This is a genomic window from Actinomadura luzonensis (assembly GCF_022664455.2).
In the GTDB taxonomy this organism is placed as follows: domain Bacteria; phylum Actinomycetota; class Actinomycetes; order Streptosporangiales; family Streptosporangiaceae; genus Nonomuraea; species Nonomuraea luzonensis.
Genome location: NZ_JAKRKC020000001.1, coordinates 3,099,284 through 3,114,082, shown reverse-complemented (window position 1 = coordinate 3,114,082; position 14,799 = coordinate 3,099,284). Strand labels below are relative to the sequence as shown.

16 protein-coding genes are annotated in these 14,799 nt (G+C 72.2%); 8 read left to right on the top strand and 8 right to left on the bottom strand.

All coding sequences use genetic code 11. From position 1 onward, the window contains the following. From alr to MF672_RS15225, 4 genes are all read right to left on the bottom strand, one after another. Complete coding sequence (alr, locus tag MF672_RS15240; RefSeq protein ID WP_242372131.1) at positions 1–1,128, bottom strand: alanine racemase; 1,128 nt, start codon at positions 1,126–1,128, stop codon at positions 1–3. Positions 1,129–1,230: 102 nt separating this feature from the next. Beyond that, complete coding sequence (locus MF672_RS15235) at positions 1,231–2,679, bottom strand: NAD(P)H-hydrate dehydratase (protein ID WP_242372071.1); 1,449 nt, start codon at positions 2,677–2,679, stop codon at positions 1,231–1,233. A 9-nt stretch (positions 2,680–2,688) separates the two neighbouring features. After that, positions 2,689–3,039, bottom strand: a complete 351-nt coding sequence (locus MF672_RS15230) for a holo-ACP synthase (RefSeq protein WP_242372073.1) — start codon at positions 3,037–3,039, stop codon at positions 2,689–2,691. Positions 3,040–3,046: 7 nt separating this feature from the next. After that, a complete protein-coding gene (locus MF672_RS15225; RefSeq protein ID WP_242372074.1) occupies positions 3,047–4,459 on the bottom strand; it encodes an alkaline phosphatase PhoX in 1,413 nt (470 codons plus the stop codon). 182 nt (positions 4,460–4,641) lie between these two features. Here MF672_RS15225 and coaA point away from each other — a divergent pair, with 182 nt between their 5' ends. Further along, on the top strand, positions 4,642–5,544 hold the full coding sequence (coaA, locus tag MF672_RS15220) for a type I pantothenate kinase (RefSeq protein ID WP_242372133.1): 903 nt from the start codon (positions 4,642–4,644) through the stop codon (positions 5,542–5,544). Here the strand turns inward: coaA and MF672_RS15215 are convergent. Then, entirely contained in the window at positions 5,516–5,653 is a 138-nt protein-coding gene (locus MF672_RS15215) for a hypothetical protein (protein ID WP_242372075.1), read from the bottom strand. The two genes, coaA and MF672_RS15215, sit on opposite strands and share 29 nt — an antisense overlap. Before the next feature lie 75 nt (positions 5,654–5,728). Between MF672_RS15215 and MF672_RS15210 the strand changes: the two genes are divergently transcribed. Genes MF672_RS15210 through MF672_RS15190 form a run of 5 tightly spaced genes read left to right on the top strand, consistent with a single transcriptional unit; the run spans position 5,729 to position 10,084 of the window. Beyond that, positions 5,729–6,655, top strand: a complete 927-nt coding sequence (locus tag MF672_RS15210) for a DUF389 domain-containing protein (protein WP_242372076.1) — start codon at positions 5,729–5,731, stop codon at positions 6,653–6,655. A gap of 40 nt (positions 6,656–6,695) precedes the next feature. Further along, positions 6,696–7,604: an ABC transporter ATP-binding protein gene (locus tag MF672_RS15205; protein ID WP_242372077.1), complete on the top strand. Its 909-nt coding sequence runs from the start codon at positions 6,696–6,698 to the stop codon at positions 7,602–7,604. After that, positions 7,597–8,457: an ABC transporter permease gene (locus MF672_RS15200; RefSeq protein WP_242372078.1), complete on the top strand. Its 861-nt coding sequence runs from the start codon at positions 7,597–7,599 to the stop codon at positions 8,455–8,457. The genes MF672_RS15205 and MF672_RS15200 overlap by 8 nt, the downstream gene beginning before the upstream one ends. Further along, a complete protein-coding gene (locus tag MF672_RS15195; RefSeq protein ID WP_242372079.1) occupies positions 8,454–9,368 on the top strand; it encodes an ABC transporter ATP-binding protein in 915 nt (304 codons plus the stop codon). Before MF672_RS15200 ends, MF672_RS15195 begins: the two co-directional genes overlap by 4 nt. Further along, a complete protein-coding gene (locus MF672_RS15190) occupies positions 9,368–10,084 on the top strand; it encodes an ABC transporter permease (protein ID WP_242372080.1) in 717 nt (238 codons plus the stop codon). Before MF672_RS15195 ends, MF672_RS15190 begins: the two co-directional genes overlap by 1 nt. 109 nt (positions 10,085–10,193) lie before the next feature. Here the strand turns inward: MF672_RS15190 and glmM are convergent, their stop codons facing one another. The 3 genes from glmM to rplM are packed head-to-tail and all read right to left on the bottom strand — an operon-like array spanning position 10,194 to position 12,539. Continuing rightward, positions 10,194–11,543, bottom strand: a complete 1,350-nt coding sequence (glmM, locus tag MF672_RS15185) for a phosphoglucosamine mutase (protein ID WP_242372082.1) — start codon at positions 11,541–11,543, stop codon at positions 10,194–10,196. A gap of 1 nt (position 11,544) precedes the next feature. Further along, a complete protein-coding gene (gene rpsI, locus MF672_RS15180; RefSeq protein ID WP_242372085.1) occupies positions 11,545–12,069 on the bottom strand; it encodes a 30S ribosomal protein S9 in 525 nt (174 codons plus the stop codon). Between the two features lie 26 nt (positions 12,070–12,095). Then, on the bottom strand, positions 12,096–12,539 hold the full coding sequence (gene rplM / locus MF672_RS15175; RefSeq protein ID WP_242372087.1) for a 50S ribosomal protein L13: 444 nt from the start codon (positions 12,537–12,539) through the stop codon (positions 12,096–12,098). A 371-nt stretch (positions 12,540–12,910) separates the two neighbouring features. On the opposite strand from rplM, the gene MF672_RS15170 reads away from it, so the two are divergent. Together MF672_RS15170 and MF672_RS15165 are read left to right on the top strand one after the other, a co-directional pair. Further along, complete coding sequence (locus tag MF672_RS15170; protein ID WP_242372090.1) at positions 12,911–13,618, top strand: CAP domain-containing protein; 708 nt, start codon at positions 12,911–12,913, stop codon at positions 13,616–13,618. Between the two features lie 24 nt (positions 13,619–13,642). Continuing rightward, positions 13,643–14,749, top strand: a complete 1,107-nt coding sequence (locus tag MF672_RS15165) for a hypothetical protein (protein ID WP_242372092.1) — start codon at positions 13,643–13,645, stop codon at positions 14,747–14,749. Positions 14,750–14,799: the final 50 nt, after the last annotated feature.

Below are 14,799 nucleotides of genomic sequence, written 5' to 3'. Positions count from 1 at the left end.
TCAAGCACCCGTGCTGGTGTGGACCCGCGGCACCCGCGAGCCGATCCTGGTCACGATCTCATGCGTGATCGTGCCGAGCGTATCGGCCCACTCCTGAGCGGTCGGCTCGCCCCCGTCGCCCGGGCCGAACAGCACGATCTCGTCGCCCGCGGCGAGCGGGTCGTCACCCATGTCGATCATGAACTGGTCCATGCACACGCGGCCGGCGACCCGCCTCCGCCGCCCTCCCGCGAGCACCTCCGCTCTGCCCGTGGCGTGCCGGAGTATGCCATCGGCGTAGCCCAGCGGGACGAGCGCCAGCGTGGTCTCGCGGTCGGTGGTGTAGAGGTGGCCGTAGGAGACCCCTGAGCCGCGCGGCACGCGCTTGACCAGCGCGGCCCGCGCCACCAGCGTCATCGCCGGGCGCAGGCCGAAGCCGCCCTGCTCGGGGATCGGGCTCAGGCCGTACATCGCGATGCCCGGCCGGACCAGGTCGTAGCGGGCCTCGGGCAGGGTCAGGCCGGCCGCGGAGTTGGCCAGGTGCCTGATCACGTGGGAGCCGGCCGCGCCCGCCTGCTCGGCCAGCTTCAGCGCCTCCTCGTACGCCTCCAGCTGCTGCGTCACCGAGGGATGGCCGGGGACGTCGGCGCAGGCGAAGTGGGACCAGAGGCCGACGATCTCGACGACCCCCTCGGCCCGCAGCTCCAGCGCCCTGGCCAGCAGACCGGGCCAGGCGGCCAGCGGGGCGCCGCCCCTGCTCATGCCGGTGTCGGCCTCCAGGTGCAGCTTCGCGGCGCGGCCTGCGCGGCGCGCGGCGGCGGCGATCTCGTCGAGCAGCCGCACGTCGGCGGCCGACAGCTCGACGTCGTGCCGCAGGGCCTCCTCCAGCGGCTCGCCGGGGGTGATGAGCCAGGCCAGGACGGGGGCGCTCACGCCGCCCGCGCGCAGCTCCAGCGCCTCCCTGACGAACGCGGTGCCGAGCCGGCTCGCGCCGCCCTCCAGCACGGCCCGCGCGCACGGCACCAGCCCGTGCCCGTAGGCGTCGGCCTTGACGGCGCCCATCAGCTCGACGCCCGTGCGCTCCTTGAGCAGGGCGACGTTGTGCCTGATCGCGGCCAGGTCGACGCGTGCCTCGGCGGGCGTGGCCATCGAGGAGTACATCCTTCCAGTGTGGCAGCTCACCGCCGTGGTCGAGCGCGATTTTCGCCCTCCGGGGGACGCCGGGCGGAAGATTCCGTCAGGTCCGGGCCGTCAGGTCCGGGCCGTCAGGGCGCGGACGGCGGCGGGCACGGCGGTGGCGACGTCGGCCGCGGCCAGGGGGGCGCCGTCGGCGGCCAGCCGGCCGGCCAGCCCGTGCAGGTAGGCGGCGCACGACCCCGCGTCGTACGGGCCGAGCCCCTGCGCCAGCAGCGCGCCCGCCACCCCCGACAACACGTCGCCGGTGCCGCCGGTGGCCAGCCAGGACGTGCCCGTCGGGTTGACCCGGACCGGCCTCGACTCCTCGGCCACCACCGTGGTCGAGCCCTTGAGCAGCACGGTCACGCCCAGCTCGGCCGCCGCCGCCCGGGCGTGCTCCAGCCGGGCCGCCTCGATGTCCTCGCGGCCGGCGCGGATCAGCCGGGCCAGCTCGCCGGCGTGCGGGGTGATGAGCGTGGGCGCGGAGCGCCGCAGCAGCGAGCGGTCGCCCGCCACCACGCTCAGCCCGTCGGCGTCCACGAGCACCGGCAGGTGGGTGCCGAGCACCTGGGCGGCCAGCTCGTGCGCCCAGTCGCCGGTGCCGAGGCCGGGCCCGAGCACCCATGCCTGCACGCGGCCGACGTCCTCGATCGAGGGCCGGTCGAGCGGCGTGATCACGGCCTCCGGCCAGGCGGCGCGCACCTGTGCCACGGGCTCGGCCGGGCCGGCGTAGCGCACCATGCCCGCCCCGGCGCGCAGCGCCCCGCCCACGGCCAGCACGGCCGCGCCGGTGTAGAGGTCGCTGCCGGCCAGCACGCCGAGCACGCCCCTGCGGTACTTGTCGGACTCGTTGCCGGGGCGCGGCAGCAGGCCGGCGACGTCGCCGTCGGTGAGCGCGGCCACGTCGGGGCCGGGCAGGTGGGGGCCGAGCCCGATGTCCACCAGCTCGACCCGGCCGGTGCGGGCCGCGCCCGGGTCCACCAGCAGGCCGGTCTTGAGCGCGCCCATGGTGACCGTCAGCCGGGCGCGCACGGCCGCGCCCTCGACCCGGCCGGTGCTCGCGTCCACGCCGCTCGGCACGTCCACGGCGACGACGGGCGCGCGGCCCGCGTTCGCCTCCTCCGCCAGCCCCGCGTACGGCTCCCGCAGCGCCCCCGACGCCCCGATGCCGACCAGCCCGTCCACGACCAGGTCGGCCGTCCCGAGCGCGTCACGCTCGGCGACCCGTCCCCCGGCCCGCAGGAACGCCGCCAGCCCCGCCTCGTGCGTCTTGGCCCCGGCGAGCACCGCCGCCACCCGGGCGCCGCGCCGGGCCAGCCGCTCGCCCGCCCAGAGGGCGTCGCCGCCGTTGTCGCCGCTGCCGACGAGCAGCACCACGCGGCTGCCGTAGACCTTGCCCAGCAGGGCGGCGCAGGCGGCGGCCAGCCCGGCGGCGGCGCGCTGCATGAGCGTGCCCGGCGGCAGCGTGGCCATCAGCGTGTGCTCGGCGGCGCGGATCTGGTCGGCGGTGTAGGCGGTGCGCATGATCCGAAACTATCCCTCCGCGATCACGTAGGCCACGGCCACGCCCGCGTCGTGGCTGAGCGAGATGTGCCAGCGCTTGACGCCGAGCTCGTAGGCCGTCTCGGCGACCCGGCCGCTGACCCGCAGCTCGGGCTTGCCCAGCTCGTCGCGGCACACCTCGGCCTCCTGGTGCCCCAGCCCGCGGGGTGCGCCGAGCGCCTTGGCCACGGCCTCCTTGGCGGCGAACCTGGCGGCCAGCGACTGCACCGGCAGCGGCCGCTCGCCCTCGGTGAACAGCCGCTCGCGCAGGCCCGGGGTGCGTTCGAGGGCGCGCTCGAAGCGCGCGATGTCCACCACGTCGACGCCGATGCCCAGGATCATGCCTTCATTAGAACAGCCCGCGCTCCCACGGGCCCCAGATCGCGAACGACCTGCCCTGCTTGGACTGCACGTTGACGTACAGCGTGTGCCCGCCGGGCCCGAACGTGGAGCCCGCGAACTCGGCGCCCGGGTCGCCGCTGATCGGCGCCAGGCGGCAGAAGTCGAACAGCCGCCCGGCCGGGGTGAGCCCGCGCAGGTAGTTGTCGCCGTCGCCGTCCTCGCACAGCACGAGCGTGCCGCGGCGGCTCACGGTGATGTTGTCGGGCAGGTCGAGCACCGCGGCGCGCGGCGACTCGTAGACGAGCCGGAGCCTGCGGCTCCAGGTCTCGTACGCCCACACCTGGCCGCGTCCCTTGCCGAAGCCCTCGGGCATCGGGTCGGCCGGGGAGGTGTCGCCGCCCTGGGTGGAGACGAAGTAGACGGTGCCCTGGTGGTACACCGCGCCCTCCAGCCGGGCGAAGATCGCCGCCCCCTTGGCCCGGCCCTGCCGGCCGACGGCCTGCACCGCCTCGTCGTACGGCGTCCGCGCGCGGAAGCCGGGATCGGGGTCGTCGATGTCCACCCACTCGACCGCGTAGGCGGCGCCCGGCGGCTGCCCCGCCGACAGGTCCGCACGGTCGGCGTCGGCGACGGCGAGCATCTGCAGCCGTCCGCCGTCGAGCAGCCTGCCCGCCAGCATCGGGTGTCTGGGCGGCAGGTAGCGGTAGAAGCCGGAGGGGTGGGAGAAGTTGTCCTCGGTCAGGTAGATGGCGCCGGTGGAGGGGTCGAAGGCGGCCGACTCGTGCGCGAAGCGCCCGGCCGCGCGCACCGGCTCGGCCGTTGCCGCCCGGCCGAGCGGCACCTCGAAGACGTAGCCGTGCTTCCGCGTGAGCCTGGCGTTGCCCGCGCCGCCCGGCGCGTCCGCCACGTCGGGGCCGTTGACCGTCTCCTCGCAGCTCAGCCAGGCCCGCCAGGCCATCGGGCCGCCGGAGCAGTTGAGCATGGTGCCGGTGAGCGACGGGGTGGACCTGACCAGCTCGCCCCGGCGGGTGACGCGCAGGGTGGAGGTGCCGCCGCCGGCCATCGGGTCGTAGGCCCGCTCCCGGTCGCCGAACGCGCCGACCGCCCCGCCGACCTCGTGGTTGCGCACCAGGATGGCGGTGCCGCCGGGCCCGGCGAAGGCGGCCATGCCGTCGTGCCTGCCGGGCACCACGCCGCCGTCGCTGAACTTCTCGCCGGCCGCGCTGAAGGAGCGGTAGCTGAAGCCGTCGGGCAGGTGCAGGCGCACCTTGCCGTCGCGCAGGTCGGGCACGGGGCGGAGGGGGCCGTACCCGCTGGGGGCGGCCTGGGCGCCGCCCTGCCGCCCGGCGCAGGCGACTCCGGCGAAGGGCCCGGCGACGCCGGCGACGGTCATGGTGGTGAGGAAGCGACGGCGATCCACGCCTTGGAACAGTAGCCGCCCGCCAACCATTGCATAACGATTTCGCGGAACCGATCTTCTTTCCCCGAACAGGCTCTCGATAATCCCCATGTTTTGTCCACAGGCTGTGGACACCGAATCCGGGCCCGCCCATGATCTGATTTGTCGTACATCGCTACGCTGCCTAGGTGAACAACGGCTACGTGGAACTGAGCAGGGAGCAGTGGAGCGAGCTCCGCAAGAACACGCCCTTGACTCTCACCGCCGAAGAGCTGGAAGAGCTGCGCGGTCTGGACGACCCCATCGACCTGACCGAGGTCACGGACATCTACCTCCCGCTGACCCGGCTGCTCAACCTGCACTTCACCGGATCCAAGCAACGCAGCAGCGTGCTGAGCGCGTTCCTCGGCCACCCCGAGGAGCGCGTGCCGTACATCCTGGGCATCGCCGGGAGCGTCGCGGTGGGCAAGTCCACCACGGCGCGGCTGCTGCACACGCTGCTGGCCCGCTGGCCCGAGCACCCGCACGTGGAGCTGGTCACCACCGACAGCTTCCTCTACCCCAACGCGGTGCTGGAGGCCAAGGGGATCATGCAGCGCAAGGGTTTCCCGGAGAGCTACGACCGGCGGGCGCTGGTCAGGTTCGTGGCGGAGGTCAAGGCGGGGGCGGCCGAGGTGCAGGCGCCCGTCTACAGCCATCTGGAGTACGACATCGTTCCCGGCGCGGTCCAGACCGTGAAGAACCCCGACATCCTCATCATCGAAGGGCTGAACGTCCTGCAGCCCGCCCCGCCCACCTCGCTCGCCGTCAACGACTACTTCGACTTCTCCATCTACGTGGACGCCAAGGCCGAGGACATCCGCACCTGGTACGTCGAACGCTTCCACAAGCTCCGCCGCACCGCCTTCGAGGACCCGAAGTCGTACTTCCGGCACATCGCGGAGCTGTCGCACGAGGAGGCCACCGTCTTCGCCGTGAACGTCTGGCGCGACATCAACGAGCGCAACCTGGTCGAGAACATCGCCCCCACCAGGGGCCGGGCCGACCTCGTCCTGAAGAAGGGCGCCGACCACGCGGTCAGGCGGGTACGGCTTCGCCGGACCTGAACGCCACCTCCTCGAACAGGTAGAGGGCGAACCTGCCACCGCACTCCTGGTCGTCGAGATCGGCGAACCAGCACTGTTCGCCGTGTTCGTGGCACTTGTACCGAACCATGTCAGGGAGCCTCGGGCACCCGCATCAAAACCTCGTCAACGTCCGATCGACGGCGCGATCCACCACAATGGGCACGTGCTGCACCTGCGACTGATCAGCCCGGCCGCCCGCACCGACGAGGTGACGGCGGTGTTGGACGACTGCCCCGGCGTCACCAACATCGTCGTCCTGGCCGGCGCGGGCCGCGTGCCCGAGGGCGACGTCATCCTCTGCGACGCGGCCAGGGAGTCCGCCAACGAGGTGATCAGCCGGCTCGCCTGGCTCAAGGAAGAGGGCTCGATCGCGGCCGAGCAGGTCGACCTGTCGCTGTCCAAGGTCGCGATCGAGGCCATCGAGGAGGCGCCGGGCGACCCGGACGACGCGGTCATCTGGGAGGAGCTCGGCCAGCGGGTCTCCTCCGACTCCCGCATCACGTGGGCGTACCTGGCCTTCCTCACCATCGCCACCCTGCTCGCGGGCATCGGCGTGCTGCAGAACTCGCCGATCCTCATCGTCGGCGCGATGGTGCTCGGCCCCGAGTTCGGGGCGATCGCCGCCATCTGCTTCGGCCTGCTGAACCACCGCGGCCACCTCATCGCGACCTCGCTCCGCACGCTTGTCGTCGGTTTCCTCGTGGCCATCGTCATCACCTTCGCGGTCACCTTCGCCATGCACCTGCTCGGCTGGATCGACATCGGCAACCTGCGGAGCAACGCGGAGGTGCAGTTCATCGTCAAGCCCGACCGGTGGTCGTTCATCGTGGCGCTGCTGGCCGGCGCGGCCGGGGTGCTGTCGGTCACGGCGGGCAAGTCGTCGGCGCTGATCGGCGTGTTCATCTCGGTCACCACCGTCCCGGCGGCCGGCTACGTGGCGGTGGCGCTGGCCCTCGCCGACTGGAAGGAGGTCGCGGGCTCGGTCTCCCAGCTCGCGGTCAACATCCTCGGCATGGTCATCTCGGGCACCGTCACCCTCCTGATCCAGCGCAGATTCTGGCCTCAAGTAGGACGACGTTCATCCGTATGACCGAGGCCACGGCCCGGGCCACCCAGGTAGGGTCCGGCTCATGCACATCCTCGCCACCGAGGGGCTGACCAAGCGTTTCCCCACCGTCACCGCGGTCGACCAGCTCACGGTCACCGTGGGGCCGGGCGTGACCGGGCTGGTGGGGGCCAACGGCGCGGGCAAGTCGACGCTGATCAAGATCCTGCTCGGCCTGCTGCCGCCCAGCGGCGGCACGGCCCGCGTGCTCGACCTGGACGTCACCTCCCAGGGAGCCGCCATCCGCAGGCTGGTCGGTTACATGCCCGAGCACGAGTGCCTGCCTCCCGACGTGTCCGCCACCGAGCTGGTGGTCCACCTCGCCCGCATGTCCGGGCTCCCGCGCACCGCCGCCCGCGAGCGGGCCGCCGACGTGCTGCGCCACGTCGGCCTGGCCGAGGAGCGCTACCGCGTCGTCGGCGGCTACTCCACCGGCATGAAGCAGCGGGTCAAGCTGGCCCAGGCGCTCGTCCACGACCCCAAACTGATCTTCCTGGACGAGCCCACCAACGGCCTCGACCCGCGCGGCCGGGACGAGATGCTCGCCCTGATCCGGCGCATCGGCACCGAGTTCGGCATCAGCGTGGTGGTCACCTCCCACCTGCTGGGCGAGCTGGAGCGCATCTGCGACCACGTCATCGTCATCGACGCCGGGCGGCTGCTGCGCTCGTCGGCCATCGGCGAGTTCACCCAGGCCACCGAGACCGTCACGGTCGAGGTCGAGGAGGGCCTGGAGCCGCTGGCCGCCCGCCTGGCCGAGGCCGGGCAGACCGTCTCGCCGCAGGGCCGGCTGCTGGTGGTCAAGGTGCTGGGGCCGGAGACGTACGACGCGATCCGCGACGCCGCGGCCGGGCTCGACCTGTGCCTGATCCGCATGGAGCAGGGCCGCCACCGCATCGAGGACGTCTTCAGGGAGGAGGCCGCGGGTGTCTGAAATCTACGACATCGGCTACCGCCACTACGACGGGCCGCGGCTCGGCCGCGCGCACGCCTTCCAGGCGCTGGCCGTGCACAGCCTGCGCGGCGTCTTCGGCCTCGGCCGCCCGGCCCGCAGCAAGATCATGCCGTTCGCGCTGTTCGCCATCATGCTGCTGCCCGCGGTGGTGAGCATCGCCCTGATGGCGCTGCTGCAGCAGCGCGGCGTCGCCTACAGCGGGTACGCGGTGATCATGCAGGCCGTGGTGGCGATCTTCCTGGCCGCGCAGGCGCCCACCGTGGTCGCCCCCGACCTGCGCTACCGGGTGCTCCCGCTCTACCTGTCGCGGCCGGTCTCGGTCACCGAGTACGTCGCCGCCAAGGTCGCCGCCATGACGACGGCGGTGTTCCTGCTGGTCGCGGTGCCGCTCACGCTCACCTTCGCCGGTGAGCTGATCATCGACATGCCGGGCGACCCGGCCACCGGCGAGTACGCGGGCGCGGTGCTCATGGCGCTGGTGCTGGCGGTCCTGCTGTCGGTGTTCGGGCTGGCGCTGGCCTCGTTCACGCCGCGGCGCGGGCTCGGCGTGGCCTCGGTGATGGTCGTCTACCTGCTGTCGTCGGCGTCCGTGCCGGTCGTCTACGGCGCCCTCTACTCCACCGGCCACGACGAGGCGGCCGCCTGGGCGTGGCTGCTGAACCCGTTCTGGCTGGTCGACTCCGTGCAGTCCTGGCTGTTCGGCACCCCGCCGCACTCGATCGAGAGCGCCGCCTACCCCAGCGGCCCGGTCTCGGCGGCGGTCCTCGTCCTGCTGATCGGGGCCGGTCTGGCCGCGCTCGCGCTGCGCTACCGGAAGGCGGCCGCCCGATGAAGATCGAGCTCTCCCAGGTGTCCCGCTGGTACGGCAACGTCGTGGCCGTCAACGACGTGACGATGACCATCGGTCCCGGCGTCACCGGCCTGCTCGGGCCGAACGGCGCGGGCAAGTCGACGCTGCTGCACCTGATGGCCGGCTTCCTCGCCCCGTCGGGCGGCACGGTCACGCTGGACGGCGACCGCGTCTGGAAGAACCACCACATCTACCGAAATATCGGTCTCGTCCCGGAGCGGGAGGGCGTGTACGGCTTCCTCACCGGCTGGCAGTTCGTCCTGTCCGCCGCCCGGCTCCACGGCCTGCCCGACCCCGTCGAGGCCGCCCGCAAGGCCCTCGCCACCGTGGAGATGGAAGAGCCGAAGGACCGGCGGGTGGAGACGTACTCGAAGGGCATGCGCCAGCGCGTCAAGGTCGCCGCGGCGCTCGTCCACGACCCGCCCGTGCTGCTGCTCGACGAGCCGTTCAACGGCATGGACCCGCGCCAGCGCCTCCACCTCATGGACCTCATCAGGGGCATGGGCACGGCCGGCAAGACCATCCTGTTCAGCTCGCACATCCTGGAGGAGGTCGAGCGGGTGGCCCAGCACATCGAGGTGCTGGTCGCCGGCCGGCACGCCGCCTCCGGCGACTTCCGCGACATCCGCCGGCTGATGACCGACCGGCCGCACCTGTTCATGATCCGCTCAAGCGACGACCGGCGGCTCGCCGCCGCCCTCATCCGCGACGCCTCGGCCGGCGGCATCACGCTGCGCCCCGACGGCCTGGAGGTGCAGGCGACCGAGTTCCGCCGCTTCACCCGCCTGCTGCCCAAGCTCGCCCAGGCCGAGGGCGTCCGCCTGCACCAGGTCTCCCCTGCCGACGAGGACCTGGAGAGCGTCTTCTCCTACCTGATCAACCGGAGCACCTGATGAACACCGTAGTGGCGGGGATCACCTACCGCGCGCTGCTCGGGCGGCGGCGGATCATTCTGCTGCTGCTCCTGCCCCTCGCCCTCATCGGGCTCGCCGTGCTGTTCCGGATCGTCGGCGAGGGAGACCAGCGCAACGCGGTGACGCTGCTCCAGACCTTCGCCCTCGGCACCATGCTGCCGCTGCTCGGCCTGATCGCGGGCACCGGCGTCATCGCGCCCGAGATCGACGACGGCACGATCATCCACCTGCTGTCCAAGCCGATCTCCCGAGCGGTCATCATCAGGACCAAGTTCGTGGTGGCGGTCTCGCTGCTGGCGGTGTTCGCGGCGGTGCCGACGTACGTGGCGGGCTGGATCCTGGTCGGCGGCGAGGCCGGCATCGCCGCCGGCTTCGCGCTCGGCGCGCTGGTCGCCGGCGTCGCCTACGCCGCGCTGTTCCTCCTGCTGGGCGTCGTCACCCGGCACGCGGTCACCATCGGCATCATCTACGCCCTGGTCTGGGAGAGCGTGGTGGGCAACCTCGTGCCGGGGGCCCGCAAGTTCTCCGTCCAGCACTGGGGCCAGTCCGTCGCCGGGCAGATCGCCGACACGCCGTTCCTGCTGGTGGACGTCACTCTCGGCTTCGCCGTGCCGGCCCTGGTCGTCGTCACCGTCGTGGGCGTGCTCGGGGCGGGCCGGCGGCTGCGGGCCTTCTCCCTCACCGGGGACGAATAACCGGCGGGCGCGCGGGAAGAGCGGAAGGCCCAGGGGTACGCAGAAGGGCCCGCGGGAGAGGCGTCTCTCCCGCGGGCCCTTCGTCTCGGCCTCGGACCGCAGGCGCGGCTCAGACCCCGCAGGCGCGGCGGACCACGTCGGCGAGCCGGTTGGCCACCTGCGTGGCGTGCTCCTCCGACGCGGCCTCGACCATGACCCGGATCATCGGCTCGGTGCCGCTCGGCCGGATCAGCACCCGGCCGGTCTCCCCCAGCTCCGCCTCGGCCGCGGCCACGGCCGACGTCAGCTCGCCGACGCCCGCCCTGGCCTTGTCGACGTCCTTGACGTTGATGAGGATCTGCGGCAGCGGCGTCATCACCGACGCCAGCTCCTTCAGCGGAACGCCGCCCTTGGCCACCACGCCCAGCAGGTGGAGCGAGGTCAGCAGGCCGTCGCCGGTGGTGGCGTGGTCCAGCATGATGACGTGGCCGGACTGCTCGCCGCCCAGGTTGTAGCCGTCGGACTTCATCCGCTCCAGCACGTAGCGGTCGCCCACCGCGGTCTCCACCACGGAGATGCCCGCGTCGCGCATCGCCAGCTTGAAGCCCAGGTTGGACATCACGGTCGCGACCACGGTGTCCTTGGCCAGCAGGCCCTCGTCGTGCATCGCGCCGGCCAGGATCGCCATGATCCGGTCGCCGTCCACGATCTCGCCCGTGTGGTCGACCGCGAGGCAGCGGTCGGCGTCGCCGTCGTAGGCCACGCCGAGGTCCGCGCCGCGCGAGACGACGACCTGCCGGAGCCGGTCGAGGTGCGTCGAGCCGTAGCCGTCGTTGATGTTGAGCCCGTCGGGACGCGCCCCGATCGCCTCGACCCGGGCGCCGGCCCGCACCAGCGCCTCCGGGGCCACCATGTGGGCGGCGCCGTGGGCGCAGTCGACCACCACGTCGAGCCCGTCGAGCGAGTGGCTCATGGTGGCCAGCACGTGCGAGATGTAGCGGTCGGCCTCGCCGTAGGCGTCACGCACCCGGCCCACGCCGGAGCCGACGGGGAAGCTCCACTCCTCGCCGAGCCGCCGCTCGATCTCGTCCTCGACCGCGTCCGACAGCTTGAAGCCGCCGCGCGCCAGGAACTTGATGCCGTTGTCCGGCGCCGGGTTGTGCGAGGCCGACAACATGACGCCGAGGTCGGCGCCGAGCGCGGCCGTCAGGTGGGCGACGGCGGGAGTGGGCAGCACGCCGAGACGCAGCACGTCCACCCCGGACGCCGCGAGGCCGGCGACCACGGCGGCCTCGAGGAACTCCCCCGAGGCGCGCGGGTCCCGGCCTACGACCGCCACCGGGTGACGCCCGGTGACGGCGAACGCGCCTGCATCGCCGAGGACGTGGGCCGCCGCCACGGACAGGTCCATGGCGAGCTCGGCCGTGAGGTCGCGGCCCGCGACCCCCCGTACCCCGTCGGTGCCGAAAAGGCGCGCCAACTTAGCGCTTGCTGTACTGCGGAGCCTTGCGGGCCTTCTTGAGGCCGTACTTCTTCCGCTCCGTGGCGCGGGCGTCACGGGTGAGGAAGCCGGCCTTCTTCAGCGGCGGGCGGTTGACCTCGACGTCCAGGATCGCCAGGGCGCGGGACAGGCCCATGCGCAGCGCGCCGGCCTGGCCGGTGACGCCGCCGCCGTCGATGCGCGCGATGACGTCGAACGCCTCCTCGGCGCCGAGCACCACGAAGGGCTCGTTGACGATCTGCTGGTGGACCTTGTTCGGGAAGTAGACGTCCAGCGAACGACCGTTGATCGTCCACTTGCCGCTGCCGGGGACGATGCGCACGCGGGCGATCGCCTCCTTACGGCGGCCGGTGCCGTACGAGTTGCCCGTGGTGACGGGCTTACGCACGGGAGCGTCGGCGCTGGCGGCGGACTCGGTGGTGTACTCGGAAGGGAAGTCCTCGCCGGAGTAGTCCTCCAGCTCGGCCGTCTCGACGGCCGTCTCGACACCGGTGGGCTCAGCCACGGTTCTCCTCTAAATCTTTCGAACTACTACTGGGCGATCTGGGTGATCTGGAACGGCACGGGCTTCTGCGCCTGGTGCGGGTGCTCGGCGCCCGCGTAGACCTTCAGCTTCTTGGCCATCTTCCGGCCGAGGGAGTTCTTCGGCAGCATGCCCTTGACGGCCTTCTCGACGGCCTTCTCGGGCCGCTTCTCCATGAGCTCGCCGTACGAGACGGAACGCAGACCGCCCGGGTAGCCCGAGTGGCGGTACGCCTTCTTCTGCTCAAGCTTGTTGCCGCTCAGCGCGATCTTGTCCGCGTTGATGACGATGACGAAGTCACCGGTGTCGACGTGGTTGGCGAAGATCGGCTTGTGCTTGCCGCGGAGCAGGGTCGCGACGTGGCTGGCCAGCCGGCCCAGCACGACATCGGTCGCGTCGATGACGTACCACTGACGCTGGACGTCGGCGGGCTTCGGTGAGTACGTGCGCACGGTCGTAGCCTTCTTTTGCTCGCGTCTTCGGCGCTGTCGGATGCGACAGCTACATTGGTCGGTCGGTGCGGGCACACGGCAGCCCGGACCTTCCGTCTCCTCAGATCACGGGAGATGACGCCGGACGCGCCGCGCATTGGTCACGCAGGACCTATGCACACAACGAACGATTAGGTTACCCGCCCACCTGTCTGCAGGTCAAAAGACCGGTACCCGCCGGAGATTCTACCCGACTCAGAACGGTTCGATTTCGTTTCCCTGGGACCCCTTCTTTCCCAGGACCCGACATCCCTATCGTTGACTGCGGTATGTGGCAGAACTCTCACACCCGGCCAACCCAGCGGGGCGCTCGGCGCCGGAGCCATCTGGGTGTGTTGACCTGCCTCATGGCGGCGGTGCTGTTCACCGGCGTACTGATCGGTCGATTGACGGACGACCCGCAGCCCGACCCCCACATCTACCTCAACGGCACCGCCCCGCCCGCCGCCGCCACCGCCAACCCCGCGCCGACGGCCGGCCGGAGGGCCGCGCAGCAGCTCGAAAGCATCCCCCGGGAGGTCACGGCCAACCGGCTGCCCGGCGGCGCGACCCCCAAGCCCACCGCCAGGCGCACCGACGGCCAGATCCCCGGCTCCTTCGACGCCCAGAACGACCCCACGCAGGTGCTCGGCGACGAGCAGGGCGCCGAGGTGGCGCTGATCCCCGGCCTGGCGTCCAGGGTCGTCACGCTCACCAACCAGGCCAGGAGCAGGAGCGGCTGCGGCCCGCTGCGCGTCGACGGCGGCCTGACCCGCTCGGCGCGCGTCCACGCCCTGGAGATGGCCCGCAGCGGCCGGCTCACCCACAACTCCCCCTCCGGCGCCTCCCCCTGGGACCGCATGGAGCGCGCCGGCTACCGCTACGGCGCGGCCGAGAACATCGGCGCCGGCTACAGCACGCCCGAGGAGGCCGTGCGCGGCTGGCTCGACAGCGACGACCACCGCAGGAACATCCTCGACTGCCGGCTCAAGGCCATCGGCGTCGGCGTCGCCTCCGGCCCCGACGGCCCGTGGTGGACCCAGGACTTCGGAACCCAATGAGCCATGTCACGGTAATGTCGCCGCATGGGTTTTCCCGAGCAGCCTGAGAACGCCCAGGAGCGCGGCCCCCGCCGCTCGCGCCGGGCCCGGCCCGCCGACGAGCCCCGCACCGAGGGCCCGGCGTCGCCGGGAGCGCCCGGCACGCCTGGCACGGCCCCTTACGGATCTTTCGGCGCCTTCACCCCTCCCGGCCCGGGCGGCCCCGGTCCCGGCGGCCCTGGCACGGGCGGCCCCGGCCCCGGCAGCTTCGGTCCCGGCGGCGCCGGTCCCGGCGGCCCCGGCACGGGCGGCTTCGGCGCCGTCGGCCCCGGTCCCGCGGAGTCCGCGCCCGCGCCGGAGGAGGGCTCCGGCGGCGGGTCGTCCAGCGGCACGACCCAGGTCAACAGCAGGATCGGCTGGAGCCCGTACGACGAGGGCCCGCGCTCGCGCGCCCCGCTGTGGTTCGCGATCGGTGGCGTGCTGCTGCTCGGCGCGCTCGGCGGCGGCATCGCCCTGATGTGGAACGCCGACGGCCCCAGCACGGCCGAGACCGCCACCACGCAGCGCACCTCGGCCCCGCTGCCGTCCGTGCCGCCCGGCAAGTACGGCTACGCGGAGAACCGCTCCACCGACCCCGACCCGATCTCGGTCAAGGAGATGTTCGGCAAGAAGGGCAAGTTCACCGCCGCCGGCCGCGGCTACGAGACGACCATCACCATCAAGGACAAGAAGTGCACCGACGGCGCGCTCGGCGACAAGCTGCAGAAGGCGCTCAAGGCCGCCAAGTGCACGCAGCTGGTCCGGGCGAGCTTCCGCGACAAGGCGGGCACGGTGATCGGCACGGTCGGCGTGGCCAACCTCTCGACCGGCAAGAACGCGGGCAAGGTCGCCAAGGTCGGCGACGAGCAGAACTACGTGAAACCGCTCGTCGGTAAGGACAGTGTCACCAAGTTTCTAGGGTCGGGCAGCGGCGGGGCCCGCATCTGGACGCACGGCCACTACGCGATCATGGTCTGGTTCCAGAACAAGAACGGCACCAAGCCCGATTCCAAGGGACAAAAGCGCATTTCCCAGGCTATTGACGACATCACGCGGGCGACGGTCTTCAAGGCCCTGGACAACCGGACGCTGAACGGCAGCGCGCCGGCGTAACCCGTCTTCGACCCCCTCTACCCGCCCAAACGGGATGCCCGCCGCCTCCG